The 23,649-nt window shown below is 67.2% G+C and carries 24 protein-coding genes; 9 read left to right on the top strand and 15 right to left on the bottom strand.

Annotated elements, in window-relative coordinates:
• The first annotated feature begins 54 nt into the window (after nt 1-54).
• From OG874_RS40805 to OG874_RS40795, 3 genes are all read left to right on the top strand, one after another.
• Entirely contained in the window at nt 55-1,593 is a 1,539-nt protein-coding gene (locus OG874_RS40805) for a PspC domain-containing protein (protein ID WP_330252363.1), read from the top strand.
• Nucleotides 1,586-1,798, top strand: coding sequence for a hypothetical protein (locus OG874_RS40800; protein ID WP_330252362.1), 213 nt, complete (start codon nt 1,586-1,588; stop codon nt 1,796-1,798). Before OG874_RS40805 ends, OG874_RS40800 begins: the two co-directional genes overlap by 8 nt.
• Nucleotides 1,799-1,872: 74 nt before the next feature.
• Nucleotides 1,873-2,055 carry a hypothetical protein gene (locus OG874_RS40795; protein ID WP_330252361.1) on the top strand — a complete coding sequence of 61 codons (183 nt, stop codon included), beginning with the start codon at nt 1,873-1,875 and terminating at the stop codon, nt 2,053-2,055.
• A gap of 35 nt (nt 2,056-2,090) precedes the next feature.
• Here the strand turns inward: OG874_RS40795 and OG874_RS40790 are convergent, their stop codons facing one another.
• Nucleotides 2,091-2,543: a hypothetical protein gene (locus OG874_RS40790; protein ID WP_330252360.1), complete on the bottom strand. Its 453-nt coding sequence runs from the start codon at nt 2,541-2,543 to the stop codon at nt 2,091-2,093.
• Nucleotides 2,544-2,616: 73 nt separating this feature from the next.
• Nucleotides 2,617-4,191, bottom strand: coding sequence for a glutamine-hydrolyzing GMP synthase (guaA, locus tag OG874_RS40785; protein ID WP_442943215.1), 1,575 nt, complete (start codon nt 4,189-4,191; stop codon nt 2,617-2,619).
• A gap of 59 nt (nt 4,192-4,250) precedes the next feature.
• Between guaA and OG874_RS40780 the strand changes: the two genes are divergently transcribed.
• A complete protein-coding gene (locus OG874_RS40780) occupies nt 4,251-5,051 on the top strand; it encodes an alpha/beta fold hydrolase (protein WP_330252358.1) in 801 nt (266 codons plus the stop codon).
• A 24-nt stretch (nt 5,052-5,075) separates the two neighbouring features.
• On the opposite strand, the gene OG874_RS40775 is transcribed toward OG874_RS40780, so the two are convergent.
• Both OG874_RS40775 and guaB read right to left on the bottom strand, forming a co-directional pair.
• Nucleotides 5,076-6,248: a GuaB3 family IMP dehydrogenase-related protein gene (locus tag OG874_RS40775; protein WP_330252357.1), complete on the bottom strand. Its 1,173-nt coding sequence runs from the start codon at nt 6,246-6,248 to the stop codon at nt 5,076-5,078.
• Between the two features lie 347 nt (nt 6,249-6,595).
• Nucleotides 6,596-8,140 carry an IMP dehydrogenase gene (gene guaB, locus OG874_RS40770; protein WP_330252356.1) on the bottom strand — a complete coding sequence of 515 codons (1,545 nt, stop codon included), beginning with the start codon at nt 8,138-8,140 and terminating at the stop codon, nt 6,596-6,598.
• A gap of 307 nt (nt 8,141-8,447) precedes the next feature.
• Between guaB and OG874_RS40765 the strand changes: the two genes are divergently transcribed.
• Nucleotides 8,448-8,861 (top strand): DUF5319 domain-containing protein, encoded by a 414-nt coding sequence (locus OG874_RS40765; RefSeq protein WP_330252355.1) that lies wholly within the window; start codon nt 8,448-8,450, stop codon nt 8,859-8,861.
• A gap of 219 nt (nt 8,862-9,080) precedes the next feature.
• Here OG874_RS40765 and OG874_RS40760 read toward each other — a convergent pair whose 3' ends face one another.
• The 3 genes from OG874_RS40760 to OG874_RS40750 all read right to left on the bottom strand — a co-directional run bounded on the left by OG874_RS40760 (nt 9,081) and on the right by OG874_RS40750 (nt 11,755).
• Nucleotides 9,081-10,178, bottom strand: a complete 1,098-nt coding sequence (locus OG874_RS40760) for an anti-sigma-D factor RsdA (RefSeq protein ID WP_330252354.1) — start codon at nt 10,176-10,178, stop codon at nt 9,081-9,083.
• On the bottom strand, nt 10,171-10,749 hold the full coding sequence (locus tag OG874_RS40755) for a sigma-70 family RNA polymerase sigma factor (protein WP_040686727.1): 579 nt from the start codon (nt 10,747-10,749) through the stop codon (nt 10,171-10,173). The genes OG874_RS40760 and OG874_RS40755 overlap by 8 nt, the downstream gene beginning before the upstream one ends.
• A 127-nt stretch (nt 10,750-10,876) precedes the next feature.
• The gene (locus OG874_RS40750) at nt 10,877-11,755 is read right to left on the bottom strand and encodes a hypothetical protein (RefSeq protein ID WP_330252353.1); all 879 of its coding nucleotides are present in this window, start codon (nt 11,753-11,755) and stop codon (nt 10,877-10,879) included.
• A gap of 622 nt (nt 11,756-12,377) precedes the next feature.
• Between OG874_RS40750 and OG874_RS40745 the strand changes: the two genes are divergently transcribed.
• From OG874_RS40745 to OG874_RS40735, 3 genes are all read left to right on the top strand, one after another.
• Nucleotides 12,378-12,671, top strand: coding sequence for a WhiB family transcriptional regulator (locus tag OG874_RS40745; protein ID WP_014981828.1), 294 nt, complete (start codon nt 12,378-12,380; stop codon nt 12,669-12,671).
• 338 nt (nt 12,672-13,009) lie between these two features.
• Nucleotides 13,010-13,585: a sigma-70 family RNA polymerase sigma factor gene (locus tag OG874_RS40740; RefSeq protein ID WP_330257624.1), complete on the top strand. Its 576-nt coding sequence runs from the start codon at nt 13,010-13,012 to the stop codon at nt 13,583-13,585.
• A 1-nt stretch (nt 13,586) separates the two neighbouring features.
• Nucleotides 13,587-13,838, top strand: a complete 252-nt coding sequence (locus OG874_RS40735) for an RskA family anti-sigma factor (RefSeq protein WP_330252352.1) — start codon at nt 13,587-13,589, stop codon at nt 13,836-13,838.
• A 168-nt stretch (nt 13,839-14,006) separates the two neighbouring features.
• On the opposite strand, the gene groL is transcribed toward OG874_RS40735, so the two are convergent.
• Together groL and groES are read right to left on the bottom strand one after the other, a co-directional pair.
• Nucleotides 14,007-15,617 carry a chaperonin GroEL gene (gene groL / locus OG874_RS40730; RefSeq protein ID WP_330252351.1) on the bottom strand — a complete coding sequence of 537 codons (1,611 nt, stop codon included), beginning with the start codon at nt 15,615-15,617 and terminating at the stop codon, nt 14,007-14,009.
• A gap of 90 nt (nt 15,618-15,707) precedes the next feature.
• On the bottom strand, nt 15,708-16,007 hold the full coding sequence (gene groES / locus OG874_RS40725) for a co-chaperone GroES (RefSeq protein ID WP_330252350.1): 300 nt from the start codon (nt 16,005-16,007) through the stop codon (nt 15,708-15,710).
• A 712-nt stretch (nt 16,008-16,719) separates the two neighbouring features.
• On the opposite strand from groES, the gene OG874_RS40720 reads away from it, so the two are divergent.
• Nucleotides 16,720-18,324 (top strand): Hsp70 family protein, encoded by a 1,605-nt coding sequence (locus tag OG874_RS40720; RefSeq protein ID WP_330252349.1) that lies wholly within the window; start codon nt 16,720-16,722, stop codon nt 18,322-18,324.
• Between the two features lie 264 nt (nt 18,325-18,588).
• On the opposite strand, the gene tsaD is transcribed toward OG874_RS40720, so the two are convergent.
• From tsaD to alr, 6 genes are all read right to left on the bottom strand, one after another.
• Nucleotides 18,589-19,632 (bottom strand): tRNA (adenosine(37)-N6)-threonylcarbamoyltransferase complex transferase subunit TsaD, encoded by a 1,044-nt coding sequence (tsaD, locus tag OG874_RS40715; RefSeq protein ID WP_330252348.1) that lies wholly within the window; start codon nt 19,630-19,632, stop codon nt 18,589-18,591.
• Nucleotides 19,629-20,135 (bottom strand): ribosomal protein S18-alanine N-acetyltransferase, encoded by a 507-nt coding sequence (gene rimI, locus OG874_RS40710; RefSeq protein WP_330257623.1) that lies wholly within the window; start codon nt 20,133-20,135, stop codon nt 19,629-19,631. Before rimI ends, tsaD begins: the two co-directional genes overlap by 4 nt.
• Nucleotides 20,136-20,176: 41 nt before the next feature.
• Complete coding sequence (tsaB, locus tag OG874_RS40705) at nt 20,177-20,866, bottom strand: tRNA (adenosine(37)-N6)-threonylcarbamoyltransferase complex dimerization subunit type 1 TsaB (RefSeq protein WP_330252347.1); 690 nt, start codon at nt 20,864-20,866, stop codon at nt 20,177-20,179.
• Between the two features lie 88 nt (nt 20,867-20,954).
• Nucleotides 20,955-21,407 (bottom strand): tRNA (adenosine(37)-N6)-threonylcarbamoyltransferase complex ATPase subunit type 1 TsaE, encoded by a 453-nt coding sequence (gene tsaE / locus OG874_RS40700; RefSeq protein WP_330252346.1) that lies wholly within the window; start codon nt 21,405-21,407, stop codon nt 20,955-20,957.
• Complete coding sequence (locus OG874_RS40695; RefSeq protein ID WP_330252345.1) at nt 21,400-22,482, bottom strand: alpha/beta fold hydrolase; 1,083 nt, start codon at nt 22,480-22,482, stop codon at nt 21,400-21,402. The genes tsaE and OG874_RS40695 overlap by 8 nt, the downstream gene beginning before the upstream one ends.
• Nucleotides 22,479-23,618 carry an alanine racemase gene (alr, locus tag OG874_RS40690; RefSeq protein ID WP_330252344.1) on the bottom strand — a complete coding sequence of 380 codons (1,140 nt, stop codon included), beginning with the start codon at nt 23,616-23,618 and terminating at the stop codon, nt 22,479-22,481. The genes OG874_RS40695 and alr overlap by 4 nt, the downstream gene beginning before the upstream one ends.
• Nucleotides 23,619-23,649 lie beyond the last annotated feature (31 nt).

Here is a 23,649-nt window from a genome sequence, read left to right as displayed (position 1 = left end):
CAGTCATAGTTTCAGGGTTCCCCCCGATGTGCCGAAGCGCTGGTCACGCCCAGTATGGGAACCATGACGAAAACGAGCTTCGGCGATCAGCTCCACCAGATGTGGCAGACGCGGCCCGTCCGGTTGCCGCGGCAAGGCCCGATCGCAGGCATCGCGGCCGGATTCGGGCAGCGTTACGGCATCGATCCAGTGCTCGTGCGGGTGGCGCTGGTGGTGTCGACGATCTTCGGCGGCGCGGGCATCGTGCTGTATCTGCTCGCCTGGCTGCTGCTGAGCGAGGCCGGTGATCAGTCCTCCGCGGCCGAATCGCTGTTCGGCAAGGGGCAGAGTTCGCAGTCGCAGACCAAGACCATCGTCTTGATCGTCGCGCTCGCCATCGCGGTCAGCACCATGGGCCCGGTCGGCGTCGGGCTGGCGGGCTCCGGTCTGATCAGCATGGCGCTGTTGCTAGCGGGCTGGTGGATGCTGCACATGCGCAATCCGCAGCCACCGCCCGGCACGAGTTCGCTCAACCCCTTCGACGGCGGTCTCACCGCGACCGGCTACCCCGGTGCCGTGTTCCCGCAGCGCACGATGCCCGGCGACTTCTACTCGCCCGATGTCCCGCCGACCAGCATGTATACCCCGTACACCAAGCTGCCGGACGCGTATGTCCCGGACACACCCGTCCAGAGCACTGCCCAAGCGCAGCAGGCAGATGCCGACACCGTGCTGTTGAACAACGGCGACGCCGAAACCGAACTGATCGAAAAGAGCACCGCGCCAATGGATGCGGGCACGACGCCAGCTGATGCCGAGACGGTAATGCTGCACAAGGGCGACACTGGAACCACGGCGCTCGACAAGGGCGACGACATCGGAGCAGCACCGCTCGGCAAGGGCACGACGCAGGTCGAGACCGCGGCACACCCCCGTGGCTCGACCCCACCCTCCTCCTGGGACCCACTCGGCGTCGCCCCACTCGCCTGGGACCTCCCCGAACCCACCCCCACCCGAACGATCGTCGCGCCCGCGCCGAAGCGCCCCCGCTCCCGGCTCACCCCCGTGGTCCTCGGCCTCGCCATCCTGGCCGCTGCCGGTGCGGGTGCGCTGGCCGCCGCCGGCGTGGACTGGATGACCCCCGGCCGCATCGGCGCGGTCGCGCTGGCGGTGATCGGCCTGGGTCTGGTGCTCGGCGCGTTCCTGCGCCGCGGCTACGGCCTGCTGGTGCTCACCGCGCCACTCGCCGGATTCGTCGTACTGGCCTCGATGATCGGCCCGATCGCCTTCGACAGCGCCACCGTCGGCGATCGCACCTGGACGCCGACCGCGATGGCCGACCTGGCGCCGAAGTACGAGTTGACCATCGGCACAGGCACCTTGGACCTGCGGTCGCTGAATCTGACCGAAAGCCGCGCCGTCGAGGTCGCGGTCCAGCTCGGTGACGCCAACATCCTGCTCCCCGCGGGCATGACGGTGCACGCCGACTGCACCGTCAATCTGGGCGATGTCCAGTGCCCCACCGGGATCACCGGACCGAACACCCCGGGCGCACCGGTGCTCGACCTGAAAGTCAATGTCCGGACCGGCAATGCGGAGGTGCATCGTGGCTGACCCAACCGATACCGATACCACCAAACGTGGACCGTCCGTCTCCCTGCTGATCGTCGGCCTGCTGGCCCTCGGCGTCAGCATCTGGGCCTTCATCGGCCCGGCCACCATGACCGCCACCGGCGTGGCCTCACTCGGCTGGGTCATCGTGATCGCCGCCATCGTGGTCGGCATCCTGCTGGTCATCTCTCCGCGCAAACCGCGCTGATCGACAACCGAATACACCGACAAAATGGCCCGCCTCCGTGACGGGCCATTTTCTTCCGGCGGAGGAGAACGCCAATGCCCATGGAACAGTTCGACATCGACGACGAGCCGACCGATCACCTGGGAATTCCGATGGGGCGGTTCATGCCACTGACACCGAGCCGGAGTTACCTCGGCGGCGGTTTGCTCCTCGGGCACCTCGTCTTCGGCACCGCATCGAGCCGACAAGCGCCGACCGGGACCGACCACACCGACTAGCGCTCACACTCCCCGGCGCGCCTCCACCGACGCCGCTAGTCCAAATAGGCTGAACAGCCGAGATGTTCGCCGATCCGGTCCAGCAACCGCTGCATACTCATCCGTTGCTTCCCCTCGACACCCCGCGCGATCATCGGCACCATCCACCGCGCACTGGTGGCGACGTTGAACACCTGCTGGGTCACCCGGGCCCCCTTTGGATGCGGCAGCACGCGGCATTCGGCGCGAAACCACCACTGTCCCTCGACCGCGAGCATCGCCTGCGCCCGATCCACCTCGACCCGAATCCCGTTGGAATTCCCCGCGATCGCGGCCCGAAATTCGTTCGGGCCGCCGCGCAGCCGCATCCCGGGATCCGGTCCGTCGGCGAGGAAGAAGGCGTTGTCCGGGCCGACCGGACCGGCGCTCACCGTGGTGAGCAGCGCGGCCACGGCTCCACACGTTGCTTCGACGACTGCGTTGACGGTGCAGAGTGGCTTCTTCGCCATCGGACCCCCTGGAAACTGGTCTACCCGGCTGACGGTACTCCCGAAAGCCGGTCGATCAGCCCCGTTCGAGGGGTCACTCCCATTCGATGGTGCCCGGCGGTTTGCTCGTCACATCGAGGACCACCCGGTTGACCTCGGCCACCTCATTGGTGATGCGGGTGGAGATGCGCTCGAGCACGTCGTAGGGCAGGCGAGTCCAGTCCGCGGTCATGGCGTCCTCGCTGGAGACCGGGCGCAGCACGATCGGATGACCGTAGGTGCGGCCGTCGCCCTGTACGCCGACACTGCGCACATCGGCGAGCAGCACCACCGGGCACTGCCAGATCTGGCGGTCCAGACCGGCGGCGGTCAACTCCTCGCGCGCGATGGCATCGGCCTGGCGCAGCGTGTCCAGCCGGTCCGCGGTGACCTCACCGACAATCCGGATGGCCAGGCCGGGCCCCGGGAACGGTTGGCGGGCAACGATTTCCTCGGGCAGCCCGAGCTCACGGCCGACCGCGCGCACCTCGTCCTTGAACAGCAGCCGCAGCGGCTCGACGAGTTCGAACTCCAGATCGTCGGGCAGACCGCCGACATTGTGATGGCTCTTGATATTCGCGGTGCCCGAGCCGCCACCGGATTCGACGACGTCCGGATACAGCGTGCCCTGCACCAGGAATTCGACCTTCGGCAGCGCGCCACCGCCCTGCTCGACGACCACCTCGGAGACCGCGTCCTCGAACGACCGGATGAACTCCCGGCCGATGGTCTTGCGCTTCTCCTCCGGATCGGTGATGCCCTTCAGTTCACCGAGGAACTTGTCCACCGCGTCGACGGTCACCAGCTTCGCGCCGGTCGCGGCGACGAAGTCCTGCTGCACCTGCTCGCGCTCCCCCGCCCGCAACAGGCCGTGGTCGACGAATACACAGGTCAGCCGGTCGCCGATGGCGCGCTGCACCAGCGCGGCGGCAACCGCGCTGTCCACGCCGCCCGACAGCCCGCAGATGGCGTGGCCGTCACCGATCTGCTCGCGCACCGAGGTGATCAGCGAATCAGCGATATTGGCCGGGGTCCAGGTGGCCGGAATCTCGGCGAGTTCGTGCAGGAAGCGGCTGAGCACCTGCTGGCCGTGCGGCGAATGCAGCACCTCCGGGTGGTACTGCACACCGGCCAGCTTGCGGGCCCGATCCTCGAACGCGGCGACCGGCGCGCCCGCGCTGGTGCCGGTCACCTCGAAACCCTCGGGCGCGTCGGTAACGGCGTCGCCGTGGCTCATCCACACCGGCTGCTTGGTCGGCAGGCCGCCGTGCAGCAGGCCACCGTCGATATTGAGGTCGGTGCGGCCGTATTCACGGGTGCCGGTCTGCGAGACGGTGCCGCCGAGCGCCTGCGCCATGGCCTGGAAGCCGTAGCAGATGCCGAAGACCGGGATGCCGAGATCGAACAGCCGCGCGTCCAACTGCGGTGCGCCCTCGGCATACACGCTGGCGGGTCCGCCGGACAGGATCACCGCGAGTGGCTGCTTCTCGGCGATCTCCTCCACCGTGGTGCTATGCGGAATCACCTCCGAGAACACACTCGATTCACGGACCCGCCGGGCGATCAGCTGGGCGTATTGTGCGCCGAAGTCGACGACGAGGACCGGTCTCTGAGTTTCTGCCACCCGCACAGTTTAGTGAGTGGCTGAATCGTCCCGCGCACCCCCGCACCGCTGGTTATCCTCATGCCGTGCCCTTCGCCCGCGCGATAGACGCCGACATCCACTACGAGGACAGTGGCGGCGACGGTCCGGTGGTCTTACTCGCACACGAATTCTTCATGGACCGAACGATGTTCGCATCCCAGATGGCCGCGCTCGCACCGGAATTCCGGATCGTGTCCTGGGACGCGCGCGGGCACGGGCGCACCAAGGACCAGGGGCTGCCGTTCACCTACTGGACCGCCGCGCGCGACGCCCTCACCGTGCTCGATCATCTCGGTGCCGAACGCGCGGTGTTCGGCGGCACCGCGCAAGGGGGGTTCACCGCGCTACGCACCGCGCTCATCGCACCCGAGCGGGTTTCGGCGCTGATCTTGATCAGCACCGAGGCGCACGGCCCAACAGCCGAACAGTCCACCGCGACCCAGAAATTCCTGGACGAGTGGTACGACGACGGCTCCCGCCGGGAAGCCGTCGAACAACTCGCGTACTGGCTGATCGGCGATGACGAGTGGTACCGAGCGATCTGGACCAAGCGGTGGCTGGTCCGCGACCGCCGCGGCATCGAGGTCGCCGCGGGCTGCCTGCTCGGCCGGGACTCGGTGCTGGACCGCTTGGCCGAAATCACCTGCCCCGCCTTGGTGATTCACGCCACCGACAGCGGTATCGCCCGCGACCGCGCCGAACAGCTCGCCGAGGGGCTGACCGCATCCACCTACGCGGAGATCGCGGGCGCGCGCTTAGCGGTCACCATGACCCACCCCGAACCCGTCAACGCCGTCATCCAGCAGTTCCTGCGCGAGCACACGGTGCCGACCCACGTTCGCTGAACGCCGACCCGTCATCCGCTCAGGTCAGGCGCGCACGCTCAGACCGACCCGCTGGAATTCCTTGAGGTCGGAGTAGCCCGCCTTCGCCATCGAACGGCGCAGGCCGCCAACGAGATTCAGCGAGCCGAAGGGGTCGTCGGAGGGACCGAAGAGAACGCGCTCCAGGCTCGGGCGCAACGTATCGCCGGTGTCACCGGACAGCTCGCCGCCCAGATCCCACGGATCCTCCACGTGCAGCAGCGAACCGCGCGGCACCGAGGGATGCGCGGCCGACGACGGCCAGTACCAGCCGCGGCCCGGCGCCTCGGCGGCCAGCGCCAGCGGCACACCGAGCATGGCGGCATCCGCGCCACAGGCAATGGCCTTGGCCAGCTGACCCGAATTCGCGATATCACCGTCGGCGATCACGTGCACATAGCGCCCGCCGGTTTCGTCCAGGTAGTCGCGGCGCGCGGCGGCGGCGTCGGCGATCGCGGTCGCCATCGGCACCCCGATGCCGAGCACCTCGCCGGTCGTGGTCGCGCCCGGGTAGGAGCCGTAGCCGACGATGACGCCCGCGGCGCCGGTGCGCATCAGATGCAGCGCGGTCTTGTGATCACTGACCCCACCGGCGACCACCGGCACGTCGAGTTCGGCGATGAAGGTCTTGAGATTCAACGGCTCACCGTCGCCGACGTGTTCGGCGGAGATGATGGTGCCGTGCACGACGAGCAGGTCGATACCGGCCTGCACCAGCGCGGGAGTCAGGGCGCGGGCGTTCTGCGGGCTCACCCGCACCGCGACCGTCACACCGGCGGCCCGCACCTGCGCGACCGCGGCGGCCAGCAGATCCGGCTGCATCGGCGCGGCGTGCAGCTCCTGCAGCAGCGCGACGGCACGCTCGTACCCGCCCTTGGCGACGAGCTCGAGCAGCTGGTCGATCTTCGCGGTGACATCGGCGTGCCGGGCCCAGAGCCCCTCACCGTTGATGACACCGAGCCCACCGAGCCGTCCGAGTTCGATGGCGAACTCCGGTGAGACGAGCGCGTCGGTGGGATGCGCGAGGAACGGGATCTCGAACCGGTAGGCGTCCAACTGCCACCCCAGCGATACCTGCTTCGACGAACGAGTCCGCCGCGACGGGACGATGTCTACATCGTCCAGTTCATAGGTACGCCGGGCGGTCCGACCCATTCCGATCTCGACCATGTCGCGCACGACTCTTCTCCTTGTCTAATTTGCCGCGCCTGCGGCGCGGCGTGTTCGCGGCCCCCGATGTCTCGCTGACCCTTTCGAGCGACCTGCAAGCAGTCGCTAGCGGCCGAGCCGTCGAGACTCGCGACTACGTCGCATGCACTTCGACGACTCGGACGCGAGACGGGCCGCGAACTCCTCGCTCGTAAGACTCGCTCCGTCGTGGTCGACAGAGCGGGGACCTGGCCGTCGAGACTCGTCATCCCCGACCATTCGATTCACTCAACTGTTGCGGCGCTGGACCGCGACGACGTGCGAACCAGCTCAATCATGCACGGACCGAGCGGTCCAGTACACCACCGTCGAGCAGGTTAGCCGCGACCAGTGTAGTTCGGCGCCTCGACGGTCATCGTGATGTCGTGCGGGTGGCTCTCCTTGAGTCCCGCCGCCGTGATCTGCACGAACTGTGCCTGCTGCAGATGCGCGATGGACTGCGAGCCGGTGTAGCCCATGGCCGCCCGCAGGCCGCCGACGAGCTGGTGGATCACCTGGTTGACCGGTCCGCGGAAGGGCACCCGGCCCTCGATGCCCTCGGGCACGAGCTTGTCCTCGGCGAGCACGTCGTCCTGGAAGTAGCGGTCCTTGGAGTAGGACTTGGCCTGACCGCGCCCCTGCATCGCACCGAGCGAGCCCATGCCGCGGTAGCTCTTGAACTGCTTGCCGCCCACCAGGATCAGCTCACCCGGTGACTCGGCGGTACCGGCCAGCAGCGAGCCGAGCATGACCGTCGACGCGCCCGCCGCGATGGCCTTGGCGATATCACCGGAGAACTGGATGCCACCGTCGGCGATCACCGGCACGCCGTGCGGCTTGCACACCGCGACGGCCTCGAGGATCGCGGTGATCTGCGGCGCGCCGACACCGGCGACCACGCGGGTGGTGCAGATGGAGCCGGGACCGACCCCGACCTTCACCGCGTCCGCACCCGCCTCGACCAGTGCGAGCGCACCGGCCCGGGTGGCCACATTGCCGCCGACGATCTGGATGCGATCGCCGACCTCGGCCTTGACCTTGGTCACCATCTGCAGCACACCGGCCTGGTGGCCGTGCGCGGTATCGACGACCAGCACATCCACTCCGGCGTCGGCCAAAGTCATGGCGCGCGACCAGGAGTCCTCGCCGACGCCGATCGCGGCGCCGACGAGCAGCCGCCCGTCGCGGTCCTTGGTGGCGTTCGGGTACTGATCGGTCTTGACGAAGTCCTTGACGGTGATGAGCCCGCGCAGGCGGCCGTTACCGTCCACGATGGGCAGCTTCTCGATCTTGTGGCGCCGCAGCAGACCGAGCGCGGCCTCGGCGGTGACGCCCTCCTGCGCGGTGATCAGCGGCGCCTTGGTCATCACATCGGCGACCCGGCGGTTCTGATCCACCTCGAAACGCATATCGCGGTTGGTGATAATGCCCACAAGCGCGCCGGTCTCGTCGACCACCGGCAGGCCGGAGATGCGGAAGCGCGCGCACATGGCGTCGACCTCGGCCAGGGTGTCGGTCGGGCGGCAGGTCACCGGATCGGTCACCATGCCCGCCTCGGACCGCTTCACGGTCTCCACCTGCGCGGCCTGATCGGCGGCGGCCAGGTTTCGGTGCAGCACACCCATGCCGCCCGCGCGCGCCATCGAAATAGCCATCCGCGCCTCGGTGACCGTATCCATCGCAGAACTGCACAGCGGGGTGCGCAACCGGATCTCGCGGGTCAGCTGGCTCGAGGTCTCCACCGAGCTGGGGATGAGATCCGAAGCGGCCGGTAGCAACAGCACATCGTCGAACGTGAGGCCGAGCATGGCGATCTTGTTCGGATCGTCACCACCCGTAGGAGGGCGGACCGCGATTCGTTCGCCCGATACGGGATTACTCATTCGGATCGACCCCTCCTGGACGTCGATAGCAACGAGCACCGGGCCGGCCGGTGTCGTGGAAGCTGATGGGATGGACGGTAGCGGCTCCGCCAGCGATGATTGTGTACTGGCCGGGGCCTGCACCCAATGGTATCTGTCCCGCAAACGCACCCGCGACTGCGCCTCACTGACGCTCGGCTCCGTCGTGCGCGAAGGCGCGCTACGTTGCTGGTTCGCTCCCCACGCTCGCTCACGGACTGAGCCACCCGGCGAAACTGGCGCGTCACATAGCTGGCGAAGACCACCCTGTTCTGCGTACCGTGGGGGTGTGCGTGACCATCTACCACCTGGCTTGCCGCCGGATCCGTTCGCCGGAGACCCCTCCGACCCGTCCGCCGCGCTCGACGCAATCGAGCCCGGCGAACCGCTGGATCCCCACGAGCGCCTTGCGGTCGAGGAGGATCTCGCCGACCTTGCGGTGTACGAGGCACTACTAGCGCACCGCGGCATCCGAGGACTGGTGGTCAGCTGCGAGGACTGCAGACAAGACCATTACCACGACTGGGACATGCTGCGCGCCAACCTGCTTCAACTGCTGGTCGACGGCACGGTGCGCCCGCATGAGCCCGCCTACGACCCGGTGCCGGAAGCGTATGTCACCTGGGATTACTGCCGGGGATACGCGGACGCCTCGATGAACGAGGCCTTCCACGGCGATGGGTTCGACGGGTTCGACAGCTGACACCGCACGCCGCGTACGAGGAGCGGTGACGCGCGTGCGCGATGTGAAATAGCTGACACACAAAAACCGACCGCCGGTCGGCGATCGGTTCATGCACGGGCATTACGGACGTCAGCGCACCACGCACGCGCACGCGTCCAGATATGCGTCTACCCCAAACGTTTCCGCCGGATCAGACGCATTCTCCACTCGAAAACACTGCTGGAGTACGAACTCCGATTACGTGGCCGGACCCGATCCCGGCAACCCGGGCATAGACGGCAAACCACTGGGGATCACAAAAGTGTTGCCACCGGTCGGCGACTGCGGACGGGTCGGCGGCTGCGCGGGCACGCCGGTATCCGCGGTCGGCTCGACCACCGTGGGCGGGGTTACCACGGTGGTCGGCGTCGCTGGGGTCGGGTGATTCTGACTCGGCTGCGTGGGCGGTTCGGCGGTCGCCGGCACTTGTGTCGTCGGTAGCGGCGGCTTGTCCGGCGCAGTCGGCTCCGTCGTCGTCGACGGCTTGGTGTCGACCGGTGGCGCAATCACCACACTCGAACTGTCGGTCCCTGGCTTGGGCTTGGTGGTCGGTGCGGTGGTGCCGTCGGTCGCCGCCGGGGCCGGCTTCGTTGTCGGTGCCGCCGAGGTGATCGAACTCGCGATATCTGGGAAGGTCTTGGCCAGCTCGGCGAACAAGATATCCAGTTCGCTGAGCCGCTTCTCCTTCTTGACCGGGTCGTCGATCAGCTCCGCGTTCGTCTTGGCGCCTTCCAGCTTGGCCTTGGCCTGCTCCGGATTACGCTGATCGAGCGCGGATTTCGCATTGGCCAGATCGCTGTCGGCACGCTGCACCACGGTGGTTTGCGCCTGCTCGCTGAATACGACTTCCTTGACCCGCCACAGCGGATCGCCCGGCGCGGCGCCATAGGAGAACGCGGACAAACCACCGATGACCAGAGCCAGCGCGGCCGCCGTCCCGAGAATCGGACGAATGAGCCGTAGTCGCCCACCGGACTGCGCACCGATACGAACCTGCCGGGCACCGATCTCCTGGTTGACCGCCGCAACGATCTCATCGAGGTTCGGTTCGCCAGGCAGCGGCGGCGAAATGAGCTCCGCTCGCCAGTCCGCCATCAGCGTCGCGAGCTGATACTCCTCCGCGCTGTCGGTCTGCACCGGTCCGTTGCTAGCAATGGCATCGATCAGCGCATCATCTCGGCGCACCGCGACGATGTCCACCGGTCCGGTGTCACCATCCCCGGCGTAGGGACCGCTATTTCGCGATCCACGTCGCGCCTTCCAGTCGCCCCGACCGCGCTCGCCATCCCTAGCCATACATTTCACCTGCCCTCGCCACTTGTGACTTCAGTTTCGCGAGCGCCCGGTGTTGGGCGACGCGTATCGCACCCGCCGTACTGCCCACGGCGACTGCGGTTTCTTCTGCTGACAAACCCATGACCAAGCGCAGTATCAGGATCTCTCGATGCTTCTCAGGAAGCGTCGCGAGCAAGCTGTTCATCTGCCTGCTCGTCTCGGATTCGAGAGCTCGTTGTTCCGGACCTTGGTCGGTGGATATGACATCTGGTACTTCGGCCATCGCCTCCGCCTTGTTACGGGCGGCGTTTCGATGTGCGTCTGCGACCTTGTGCGAAGCGATTCCGTATACGAAGGCCATGAAGGGCCTGCCCTGGTCTTGATACCGGGGCAAGGCTGTCATCACGGCCAGACATACCTCCTGCGCGACGTCGTCCGCAGAGAGCTGTCCACGCTCCGCGGCGCCGATCCGCGCGCGGCAATAGCGCACCACCAACGGGCGGACCAGTTCGAGTACCTGGGCTAAAGCGGATCTGTCGCCCTGCGCAGCGGCAGCGACGGCGAGGTCCAACTCTTCGCCCGTGTTCGTCATCGTCAGAGAATTTCCTGGCGTTACAAGTGGCACTGTCGGGGGCGACCAGTGCTTCCGCCGAAGGGGCGGAACGGATCTAACAATAGCGACCCAACCCATGGATACGGGCAACACGGTCGTCTGTTCACTAGAGCTGGGAATCACTCATGGGACGAAAGTGCCCGCCACGACGGGTGATGCGCGCCGCGCACCGCTGTGCGTCGGTTGTGGCCTCGGTCGCGCGGGCCCCGACCGACACCCCGGCGCGCAACATCGAACTGGCCCAGCGCAATGGCAACAATCCGTGCTCACGGCACTGTTCGGCGACCTCGTCGGCGAGCCGTAGCGCGCGGTCGTTATCGCCGGATGCCGCGGCGGTGGCGGCGAGCAACAGCCGGGACTTGACCCGGTGCCGGACCGAGGGCCCGGCCGCGGCCAGCGCGAGGGCCGTCTCGGCATGCGGTGTCGCGGCGTCGGCGGCGCCCGAGGCCAGCGCGGTCTCGGCGCACACCCAGTGCCAGCGGATCAGCGAGCGCCAGCCCGCCGGCGACCCCGCGCGGGTCATCGCGGCATGACTGCGCCGCAGCAGACGGGTGGCCAGCGCGAGGCGGCCGGTGCCGAGTGCGTCCGCCGCGAGACCGGTCAGCGCATCGCAGACCGCCGCGGTGCGATCCGGCCCGATCGGGTCCGCCCGATCGCCGGACCCGATCGGCAGGACCAAGGCGGCGGCGCGACCGTCGAAGGTCGCGGCGCGGGCGTGCCAGCCGAGCTGACGTAGCAATGATCCCTCGGTGCTCGCGGCCAGCGACAGCAATACCGGATCGGGGTTGCTCGCGCGCAGTCGGTGCAGTTCCTCGCGGGCTGCGGCGTAGCGACCCTGACCACCGAGGATCACCGCCCGATACCAGGAATCGAGCGGGTGCGCGGCGACCGGCAACTCGGCAGCGGCGCGTCCGGGACAGGCGCCGAAGGCGGCGTCGGCAAGCATGGCGGACTCGATATATATAGGGGAAGCTGGCGCGAACACCGCAGAACTCTATCCTGCGGAACACCGTCGGCGATGCGGTGAGAAACAGTCCGCCAGATACGTCCGGCAACTATTCAGCATTTCGATCGGTGCATGTTTCCATCAAGTAAAAGTCGCGTCAGCAATCCCACAGCACGTGCGCCGGGAATTCACATGCGTTTCGCGCAATTAACCTCAGCGCCCCGTTTCTGCCATCTCCGATCGACCGACCGTCTGAGCCGCCGACCGGCGCTGTGACCGACGCCATGCCAGCGCGAACCGCCACGAAGCTGGGACGCAAGTCCGAAACCGTTCCCACCTGCGGGAATGCGTAATACTGATGCCATGCGAAGACCCACCGGCCTCTGGTCAACCGACTAGTATTACCGGACCCATGCAAGAAGTAAATAGCTTCGAGGTTAAATTTCGCAGCTTAAGATTTAGAAAACTGCTGCATCGAACTATTGACGGAATTTCGCGGCTGGACCTAACGTAACTCATCGCCACGGTCGGCGCCGCGCGAAATTGCAGCGACCAACAAAGGGCGAGCCAAGGGCGCGCCGCCGATCCAGCGCCGTGGCCACAACTGTTGCAGAACAACTGCTCGACAACGCTGACGGGCTCGCACCACGAGGAGTTCACCATGCCCATGCCTACCCACCTCCCTGGACCGAACGCGGACGTCTGGGATTGGCAGATGCGAGGATCCTGCCGCGGCCAGGATTCCGCGGTGTTTTTTCATCCGGACGGTGAACGCGGCCGTGCCCGCACCGCGCGCGAGATGCGCGCCAAGGAGATCTGCCGGGCCTGCCCGGTGCTCATGCAGTGCCGCAGCCACGCGCTCAAAGTCAGCGAGCCCTATGGCATCTGGGGCGGAATGTCGGAAACCGAGCGCGAGATGCACGCCCGGCGCAACCGTCGCCGCATGGCCGTGTAGACGAACTTCTTCCCATCCGTGCGGCGCGGGGCGCCGAATGCCTAGCAAACAACCGGCCACGGCCACAAGCCGAGCAAGTTGTCCAACCGGCGTTTCGTGGTAGCTATCGGCATGTCACTGCGTGTCCCCACCAGAAACACCTTGGCGTGTCGCGGTTTACCAGAAAGTTGCTAGACCATAGGCGGTTTGCTGAGACCCCACCGAGAGGGGGGCCATAGCGACCCGCTACGGTAGTGACCGATGACACAGAATGGAGCGTTGTGACAACGCGGCCGACGGCCGCAGAGGGCGACTCGTTCCGAAGAGAAGCCATCCCACTCACGGTCGATTCGGACCGGGTGGAATCTGCGGTTACGGCACGCGCCGCCGAAAGTATCGAACTCGCCGCACTTCTCCAACGCTGCGGCCGGTCCGACCAGGAGGCATTCGCCGAGCTCTACGACCGGACGTCTGCGCGCGTCTTCGGTCTGGTGCTTCGTGTCCTGCACGATCCCGGATACGCGGAGGAGACCACCCAGGAGGTCTATCTCCAGATCTGGCGGACCGCAGCAAGTTTCGACGCGGCCAAGGGATCCGCGGTGACGTGGTTGATGACCCTCGCACACCGGCGAGCCGTCGACCGGGTCCGCGCCGAACAGGCCCACACCCTGCGCGAAGTCGCTTATGGGATAAGGGTTCTCGGCAACGAATTCGATGAGGTCACCGAAGAAGTGGAGCGCAGGCTCGAGCAGCAGGCCGTCCTGAAAGGTCTGGGGACATTGACAGAGACCCAGCGAGAGGCCATTTCGCTCGCCTATTACGGCGGGCGAACCTATGCGGAGGTGGCCAACTACCTCGGCGTAGGCTTACCGACCGTTAAGTCCCGTATACGGGACGGACTGACACGACTGAAGAAAAGTTTGGGGGTGACGTGAGATGTACCAAGCTCGGATCGATCTCGCGCACGCCGTCGCGTTCGGATCGATCGACGACGAAGACCACAATGCGATACAAGAAGTGCTCGAAGGTGAGGACCCGGCGCTACGCGCGGAATTCCTGACCGAAGTGCGGCAAACGAAAGAAGTCCTCTCCGCCCTCGCGGCGGCGACGGCAGCCCAGCCGCCCGCCGCCTTGCGCGAGCGCTTGCTCGCGGCCATCGCCGCTGAAGCGCCCCCCGTCGCTTCCTAGTCTCTCGGCTGGCTTCCACCCCGATCGGCATAGGCCCGGGGAGCCGCGATTGATATTTTTCGACTCTTTGTGCGCCAATTATGTTCATATTGTTCACAAGACGAAGGCCCCTGGGACGGATCCCAGGGGCCTTCTGCCATGTGGCCGAACGCTAGCCGAGCGCTGGACTCAGTGCGAGTGGCCGTGGTGGCTGTGGTCGTGCTCCTCTTCCGCGGGCTTCTCGACCACGGCGCTCTCGGTGGTGAGGATCATCCGAGCCACCGACGCCGCGTTCACGACGGCGGAGCGGGTCACCTTCACCGGATCCACCACACCGTCGGCGAGCAGATCACCGTAGGTGAGGGTGGCGGCGTTGAAGCCTTCCTTGCCGTCGGCGACCTTGCTGACGACAACGGCCCCGTCCAGGCCCGCGTTGGCGGCGATCCAGAACAGCGGCGCCGACAACGCGGTCCGCATCACCTCGACACCGACGGCCTCATCGCCGGAGAGCGAGTCGCGCAGCTCGACGAGCTTGGCGGCGGCCTGCACCAGGGCGGTGCCGCCACCGGGCACGATGCCCTCGTCGACGGCGGCCTTGGCCGCGCTCACCGCATCCTCGACCCGGTACTTGCGCTCCTTGAGCGCGGTCTCGGTGGCCGCGCCGACCTTGATCACCGCGACGCCACCGGCCAACTTGGCCAGCCGCTCCTCGAGCTTCTCCCGATCCCAATCGGACTCGGTCGCCTCGATTTCCCGACGCAGCTGCGCGCCACGGGCCGCGATGTCCTCGGCGGTGCCCGCACCGTCGATGATCGTGGTGTCGTCCTTGGTGACCACGATGCGACGGGCCTTGCCGAGCACCTCGATGCCCGCCTCGCGCAGCGTGATGCCCAGATCCGGGTTGACCACGGTGCCCGCGGTGACCACGGCCAGATCGTCGAGAAACGCCTTGCGACGGTCACCGAAGAACGGGGCCTTCACCGCAACGGCCTTGAGGGTCTTGCGGATCGAGTTGACGACCAGGGTGGACAGCGCCTCACCCTCGACGTCCTCGGCGATGATCAGCACCGGCTTGCCGGATTCGGCGATCTTCTCCAGCAGTGGCAGCAGATCCGGCAGCGAGCCGACCTTCTCCCGGTTCAGCAGGATGTAGGCATCCTCCAGGACGGCCTGCTGGCTGTCGGCGTCGGTGACGAAGTAGGGCGAGAGATAGCCCTTGTCGAACTGGACGCCCTCGGTGACAACGAGTTCGGTCTGCAGCGTCGAGGACTCCTCGACGGTGACGACACCATCCTTGCCGACGGTGGTCAGCGCCTTGCCGACCATCTCGCCGATTTCCTCGTCGCGCGAGGAGACGGTGGCGACCTGCGCGATGGCCTGCTCGCCGGAGACCGGGGTGGCCAGCTCCAGCAGTGCCGCGGAAACCGCCTCGGCGGCCTTGTCGATGCCCTTGCCGACCGAGATCGGGTTGGCGCCCGCGGCGACGTTCTTCAGCCCGGCGCGGACCAGCGCCTGGGCCAGCACGGTGGCGGTGGTGGTGCCGTCGCCCGCGACGTCGTTGGTCTTGGTGGCGACGCTCTTGACCAGTTGGGCCCCGAGGTTCTCGAAGGGGTCCTCGAGGTCGATCTCGCGCGCGATGGTGACGCCGTCATTGGTCACGGTGGGGCCGCCGAAGGCCTTCGCGAGCACGACGTGGCGACCACGCGGCCCGAGGGTGACCTTCACCGCGTCGGCGAGTTTGTCGACACCGCGCTCGAGGGCGCGTCGAGCCTGCTCGTCGAACTGGATCTGCTTTGGCATGTGTTTGTTCGCTCCTGTGTCAGTAGGCGGCAAATGCAGACCGCCCCGGGGTCACGAAAGACACCGGGGCGGAACGCATGTGCCTATCGGCTACTTGGCGACGACGGCCAGCACGTCGCGCGCCGACAGGATGAGGTATTCCTCACCCTGGTACTTGATCTCGGTGCCGCCGTACTTGCTGTAGATGACGGTGTCGCCCTCCTTGACATCGACCGGGATGCGGTCACCCTTGTCGGTGACGCGTCCCAGACCGACGGCGATGACGGTGCCCTCCTGCGGCTTTTCCTTCGCCGTGTCGGGGATGACCAGGCCGGAGGCCGTCGTCGTCTCGGCCTCGTTGGCCTGGACGAGGATCTTGTCCTCGAGCGGCTTGATGTTCACGCTCGCCACGTTGAGCCCTCCACTTTCAGGGGATTTACGGTCGTCCGGAACTGTTGTCCCGAACCATCGGTATCGGTGTTGTATCGAGCGACCGGCAAGCAATGCGGCCACTCGACTCGACCCTGCGCATCAGCCCCGTCGTCGCGGGTGCCGGGACCCCTGCTCAGTAGTCGAACTGGCACACGCACATAACACAGTGCCGACTAGCACTCTATACATGCGAGTGCCAGCGCTCAAGGTTGGACTGTGCCAAAACCGTTGGTCCGGCCATATCGGCGTCGGACGCCCGCCACGCCACGCCACCACGCCCTGATGTGTGGGGGCTTCCCAAGACTTCGGCAAATCTGTAACGTTCGGATAACGGATTGTGACAGTATTGACGAGAGTTGTGCTCCGCTCGCTGTGTTCGTCATGAACCGGCGTCGTGGGGGGAGCACCGAGCATCACGAAATACCCAGCGCCACAGAGCAATACCCCGCTCCGCGGGAGCAGCATCCGCGTCAGCACGAGTTCGAACCAGCGTCACAGCACAAGCGTTAATCAGAAGTAGCTTTCACCAGAGGGCAAGACCACACGTGATCCATGGCCGTCCCAGCGACCCCATCCGGACAACGGGGCGGCCGGTTCCCGCGTCCGAATGGCTCGCCATCCACGCGAGCAGTTCGGCTGTCCATTCGAGATGGTCGGCGACACCATGACCATCCGCTCGAAGGGAGGTGACATGCGAACATCCCTTGGCATCTCGGCCGGTAACGAGGTCGTGTGCTCGGCGCTGGTCGCTACCGCGTCCAACGGCGCGCAAAGTTTCGACTATCGGGTGGTCTCCGCGGACGCGGCCCACTCCGATCTCGGCGATCTCGTAGCGTCCTCGATCGAACTGATGACCACCCAACTCCCGACCACGCAACTCTCCTATGACGTGGCCTTCCCGGCGCATCCGGTCGGCGCGCGCTTCGCGGGCGCGAAGTCGATCGGCGTCGACTCCGCCGCCGGTCGCCCGCCCACCAGCGTCGCCGTCGCCTATCGCAGCAAAGAGCAGGAGCAGGTAATCCGCTCGGCCACCGGCAAACAACGCGAGCTGCGGCTGATTCCGGAAGGCGTTGCGGCACTGACCTATCTGCGTCACACCGGACTGGTGGACCGCTACGACACCATCGCCATCGTCGATCTCGGCGCGACCGGACTCAGCATCACCGTCGCCGACCAGGCCGACTCCACCATCCTGCGCACCGAACGCATCGGCGCGGTCAGCGGCAACGCCATCGATGAGTTGATCTACCACCACCTCGTCGACCTGCACTACGCCCGGCGCGGCACTCGCCCCAACCGCGGCATGCTGACCAACCGCGGCCGCGCCGCCAAGGAACATCTGTCCATCGCGCCCGCCGTCACCATCGACCATGTCGCCGGACAACCGTTGAAGCTGACCAGGGCCGACTTCGAGGAACTGATTTCCGATCTGCTGCGCGAGACCGCCGTCTTCGCCGCCGCGGTCTTCGCGCGGGCGCCCAAGTTCCCGCAGGCCGTGATCGTGATCGGCGGCGGGGCCAATATCCCCGCGGTCATCTCCACCCTCGCCGCCGAACTGGACCTACCGGTGCACACCATCGACGACCCGGAGGCGGTGATCGCCAAAGGTGCCGCGCTGGTGGCGGATTCGACGCAGCCGTCGGTCTTTCCGGTGGCCGCGCTCGGCGGCGTCGACGCGCCGATCGGCACCTTCACCAAAGTCGTCGGCACGCTGGCGGGCGCGATCGTGGTGGTTGGGCTGGTCATCGGCTACGGGGTGAAAACCTTCGCACCGACCGGCAGCGACGACATCTCCCCCGCCGGCACCACCAGCAGCGCCCAACTACCCACCCCGCCGGTGTCGGTGGTGCCGGCGACCGGCGCGGGCACTTCGACCTCCGGCCCGAGCCGGGAGAGCGCCAACCGCCCCTCCGGTGCCAATATCCCCTCGCTCACCCCCGACCGGAGCCAGCCGCCCATCTCGACCGCATCGACGCCGGCCGCGACCACGGCCCCGAACGCACCCACACTGCGCCCCGACCCGAACCTGCCCCCGATCCCGTTCCCGGAGTTACTCGGGCCGCTGTTCGGAAACCCGAGCGTGCCGGGCTCGCCGGGCCCCGACCACGACCCGGCCCAGGGCTCATCGACGGTGCCCCCGACCTCGACCGCACCTACGCAGGCGCCCGCGCAAACGCGAATCCCGTCCCTGCCCAAGGCCAATTCGGGGTCGAGCACGGGGCCATGGGATCCGAAGATGCAGTCCGTGCCCGGTTTCCAGTCCAGCTCGGGACAGCAACCGAAGTCGGCCGACTAGTCGCGTCCGGGTATGCCCTCACCCGCTGGCCCGGGTGTGCACACCCCTCGAGACAGGGCCCCACACCGTACAAGGACGTGCTCTACGTCAAAAGACGTGCATCCCGCCGACAATTCACAACCGGTGCCGAGCACCGAATATTGCCGTCCCACTGGATGCGCGGCGGCTGGATGCGCGTACCAGTGACAGTCAGGCATTGGTCGCGTAGCAGATATACGAACCAACTTGATTCAGCCGCCGCCCGATCGGAAGGCGCGGCCCTACTCAGCCGACGCGGCTGACCGATACCGGTAGCCCGGGATCGGTCGCGACCGTCAACGGCGACGGCGGCGCACCGCCCGCGATCACATGTGCGCCGAGCGCCGCGATCATCACGCCGTTATCCGTGCACAACCGGGGCTTCGGCACCCGCAACCGCAATCCGGCTGCCGTGCAACGCTCCTCGGCCATCGACCGGATTCGCGAATTGGCCGTGGCGCCGCCGCCGAGCACCAGGGTGTCGACGCCGACATCCTGTGCCGCGCGCACCGCCTTCATGGTGAGCACATCGGCGACCGATTCCTGGAACGACGCCGCGATATCCGGAATCGGCAAATCCTCGGCAGTGAAGCCGTTGCGCTGAGCCGCCTCGACATAGCGGGCGACGGCGGTCTTCAGACCGGAGAAGGAGAAGTCATAGCGCGGATCGCGCGGCCCGGTCATACCGCGCGGGAAGGCGATCGCCTTCGGATCACCGTGCGCCGCAGCGGCATCCAGCGCCGGCCCGCCGGGAAAGCCGAGACCGAGCAGCCGGGCCACCTTGTCGAATGCCTCGCCCGCCGCGTCGTCTACGGTGCTGCCCAGTTCGACGATCGGCTCGGCCAGATCGGTGACATGCAGCAGATGGGTGTGCCCGCCGGAGACCAGCAGAGCCACACATGGCGGCATCGGGCCGTGTTCGAGGGTGTCCACCGCAACGTGTCCGCCGAGATGGTTCAACGCGTAGAACGGCACATCCCACGCTGCCGCATAGGCTTTCGCGGCCGCGACACCGACCAGCAGGGCACCGGCCAGTCCGGGGCCGATGGTCACCGCGAGCGCATCGGGCTTGCTGATACCCGCCACGGCCAGCGCTCGACGCATCGCGGGCACGATGGCCTCGAGGTGTGCGCGCGAGGCGATCTCGGGAACCACCCCACCGAAGCGGGCGTGCTGCTCGACACTGGAGGCGACCTCGTCGGCGAGCAGCTCACAACTGCCGTCGGGGTAGCGGCGCACAATGCCGACCCCGGTTTCGTCGCAGGAGCTTTCGATGCCCATGACGATCACGACAGCACCTCGTTCGGTTGTGCCGCTTCGCTCGGCTGCGGGCCCCACACCTGGTTCGCGGCGGTCAGTTCCGGCCTGCGCATGGTGTAGGCATCCGCGCCGCTGGGGTGGTAGTAGTTCTTGCGCAGGCCGATGATGTGAAACCCGTGCTTGGCGTACATCGCGATGGCGGCGGCGTTGTCGGTGCGCACCTCGAGGAAGACCGGGCCGCCGCGCTTGCCCGCCTCGGCGAGCAGCGCCTCCAGCAGTAGCGTGCCGATACCGGAGCGATGGCAGCCGGGGTCGACGCCGATGGTGTGCACCTCGGCCTCGGGGTGTTCGGAGTCACCGAGTAGCGCGATGCCCGCATAGCCGACCATTCGCCCGGCGTCGTCGCGGGCGACGATATAGCGATTGTGCGGCCCGGCCAGCTCCGAGCGGAACGACACCGCCTGCCAGGGATCGTCCTCGGGGAACAGCAACTGTTCGAGTTCGACACAGCGCTCGATATCGGTGCCGTCCATCGGCTCGATGCGGATCACGGGTCTGCTGTGCGCCACCGCGCTCACGCCCCCGTCCGGTCGAGAGTGCGGTAACTCCGTTCAACCGCGTCCGGTCTGCGCAGGTAGAGCGGGACCAAGGGGTCCGGAACGGTGTGTGCCAGCAGTTCGGCGGCCGCGACGCGCACCAGTCCAGCGGGCGAGGGGGTTTCCGCAGGCAGCACGGGCAGATCGAACAGGTCGACGTGCGAGGCGGATCCGGCGATCATGGTGGCGTGCACGGGATCCAGGTCGCCGGGTTTGCTCACGTCCGGACCCTCGATGCGACGTCCGTCACGGTAGCGGGCCCAGTACACCTCGCGGCGGCGCGCGTCGGTGACCACGAGCAGTTCGCTCTCGGGAGCGAGCAGCGTGGGTTCGAGCACCGCGTCGGCGGCGATGGCGTCCAGGCTGCAGACACCGTAGACCGGGATGCCGAGCGCGTCGCCGAAGGCGGCGGCGGTCGCCATGCCGACCCGCAGTCCGGTGAACGGACCGGGGCCGATGCCGACCACGACGGCCTCGATATCGGCCCTGGAACGACCTGCCTCAGAGAGGCATTCGAGGATTTGCGGGGTGAGCACCTCGGCATGGGCGCGGGCGTCGACCCGTACGCGAGAGGCGACGGTGCGCACCCGTGCGGGATCGGCCTGCTCCAGTTCCACCAATCCCGCCGTAACGGCGGGTGTCGCGGTGTCGACGGCTAGTACAAGCATGATTGACCCAACGATACCGGGTGGTACCTGCCCGCGGTACGGAGCTACTCGGTAGCTACAACACGGGACCGTACGGTATCTCGGCGGACTATCCGACCCATTCCCAGATCGCGGTGCGGACATCGGAATTCGGTTCGCGCGAGAGCAAGACATACAGGTGCCGCTCGGCGAGGTGTTCCACGACACCCTTGCCCCACTCCACCACCACGACCGCCTGGTGCAGATCGGTATCGAGATCCAGGGCGTCCAACTCGTCCAGGTCGCCACCGAGGCGGTAGGCGTCCACGTGCACCAGCGGCACCGGCTCGGCGCCGACGCGTTCGCCCGCTCGGTGCTGGCGGGCGATGATAAATGTCGGTGAGCTGACCCGGCCCTGCACGCCGAGACCTTCCGCGATACCGCGGGTGAGTGCCGTCTTGCCCGCGCCGAGCGGTCCGTCCAACACCACCAGGTCACCCGCGACCAGTCCGGCGGCGAGTTCCCGACCGAAGGCCTCGGTATCGGCGACCGTGTGCAGGATGCGTTGCTGCCGTTCAGCCACCGGCGACCTCCGAGGTTGATGCGGTTTGCTCGATGACACCGGCGCGCGCGAGCAGCCGGTCGAGCGCGTCGTTGACGATATCGGGAAATTGCAGGTGCGCCATATGCGCGGCGTCATTGAGGCGGATGAGTTCGCTATTGGGCAATTCGCGCGCCAGCGCCCGGGAATTGCGGAAGGGAATGACGACATCGTGCGCGCCGCCGAGCACGAGCACGGGCAGGTGCGCCAGCGCGGGCAGCGCGGCCGATTCGTCGTGCAGTTCGATCGCCTTCAGGAATTTCACGATCGTCTCGACAGGCGTGCGGTCGATCATCAGCGTGCTGAATCGGGACAGGGTCGGGCTCACATGCCCGTGATACGAGCTGACGTGCAGTATCGGCGCGATCACGTGCCGGACGGTACTGCGCCCGGCCTGTACCAGCGCGGGTGCGGTGTGCACCGCCAACCGGAAGCCGTCGACCGCCGGATTGCGCAGCAGCTGCGTGATGCCCGCCGCGGTGACCTCCGCGGCCGCCGTCGAGAGCAGGCCGACCCCGATCACCCGCGCCGCGAACAACTCCGGGAACTGCGCGGCCGCGGCCAGCACCGCCATCCCGCCGAGCGAATGACCGACCAGGGCCACCGGACCGGTCGGCGCACTCGACTCGATGACCGCCGCCAGATCGCGGCCGAGTTGGGCGACGGTACAGCTCTCGGTGGTCGGGGTGCCGGAGCGGCCATGACCGCGCAGATCGAAGAAGACCAGGCGAACCCCTGGGCCCCAACGCCTTTCCAGGTCTCGGCGCTGGAAGTGGAAGGACTCCATGGTGTTACAGAAGCCGTGTACGAAGATCACGGTGACCGGCGCGTCGGGCGGACCGCATTCCCGAGTGGCAAGGCGCACACCGTCTTCGGTGAGTACGGCGCCGGAGCGATCCTCGTCGAGCAGGTCGAAGTTCTCGTCGCGGTATTCGTCGGTGCGCGCGGGCCAGAGCACCCGCGCACCGATACGGCGCAAGGCGTGTGCGCTCGCGAGCACACCGACCACACCGGCGGAGGCCAGCCCGCCGCGGACGACGGTGGTGCGGTTTCTCATCTGATACCCCCGGTGTGGCGCCGTGCAACCCGGCCGTGTGGGGCGCACACGACCTCGTAATGGATGGTGCCGAGCAGATCCGCCCAGTCCTGGGCCCGTGGTTGGTCCGCACCGAACAGGATCGCGGTGTCGCCCTCGGCGACGCTCGCGGCATTGTCGCCCAGGTCGACAACGAACTGGTCCATACAGATGCGACCGACATTGGGCCGCAGCGCACCGCCGAGCCACACCGAGAAACGGTTGCTCAACGGGCGGAACACGCCGTCGGCGTATCCGGCCGGAATCAGGGCGACGGTGGTGTCGTGCGGTGCGACCCATTGGTGCCCGTACGAGACGCCCTCGCCGGCGGCGACCTGCTTGACCAAGGCGACTCGGGCTTGGAAGGTCATCGCGGGGCGCAGGCCGAAATCGCCGAGCTCCGGGATCGGGGTCAGGCCGTAAACCGCGATGCCGGGGCGGACCAGGTCGAACGCCAGATCCGGGCGGGTGAGGGTGGCGGCGGAGTTCGCGAGGTGGACCAGCTCCGGTTCGAGGCCGTACTCCTTGGCGGCGGCGATGGCCTCGATGAAGCGGTCGCGCTGGATATCGAGGAAGGGATGTTCCGGCTCGTCGGCATGGGCGAGGTGGGAGAAGATCGCGCGCAACCGCACCACCCGCTCATCCACCAGGTCGCGCAGTGCCGCGAGTACCGCCGGGTACTCGAGCGATGCGATGCCGTTGCGATTGAGACCGGTATCGACCTTGAGCGTGACGATTGCGGTCCGGCCGGTGCCGCGCGCCGCCGCCTCGACCGCGCGCAGGTGCGCGAGAGAAGAGACGCCGATCTCGATATCGTGCTCGATCGCGGCGGCAAAGTCGGCATCGGAATTGTTGAGCCAACACAGAATCGGCGCGGTGATCCCGCCCGCCCGCAACTGCACCGCCTCGGCCACCGAAGTGACACCGAGTTCCGTGGCCCCCGCACCCAGTGCGGCCCGTCCGACCTCAACGGCGCCGTGGTTGTAGCCGTCGGCCTTGACCACCGCCATCACCGCCGCGTCCCCAGCGTATTCACCCAGGATTCGCACGTTGTGGGCAATGGCACCCAAATCGACAACCGTCTCCACTTGCGCCTTCACGCCTACTGATCCTGCCATTCGACGTCTGGCCCGTGCGAGGGCGTCGGTT

The sequence above is a fragment of the Nocardia sp. NBC_00565 genome (assembly GCF_036345915.1).
Lineage (GTDB): Bacteria > Actinomycetota > Actinomycetes > Mycobacteriales > Mycobacteriaceae > Nocardia.
Note: the sequence above shows the minus strand (reverse complement) of the source record. Positions and strands in the feature narration are given on the sequence as shown.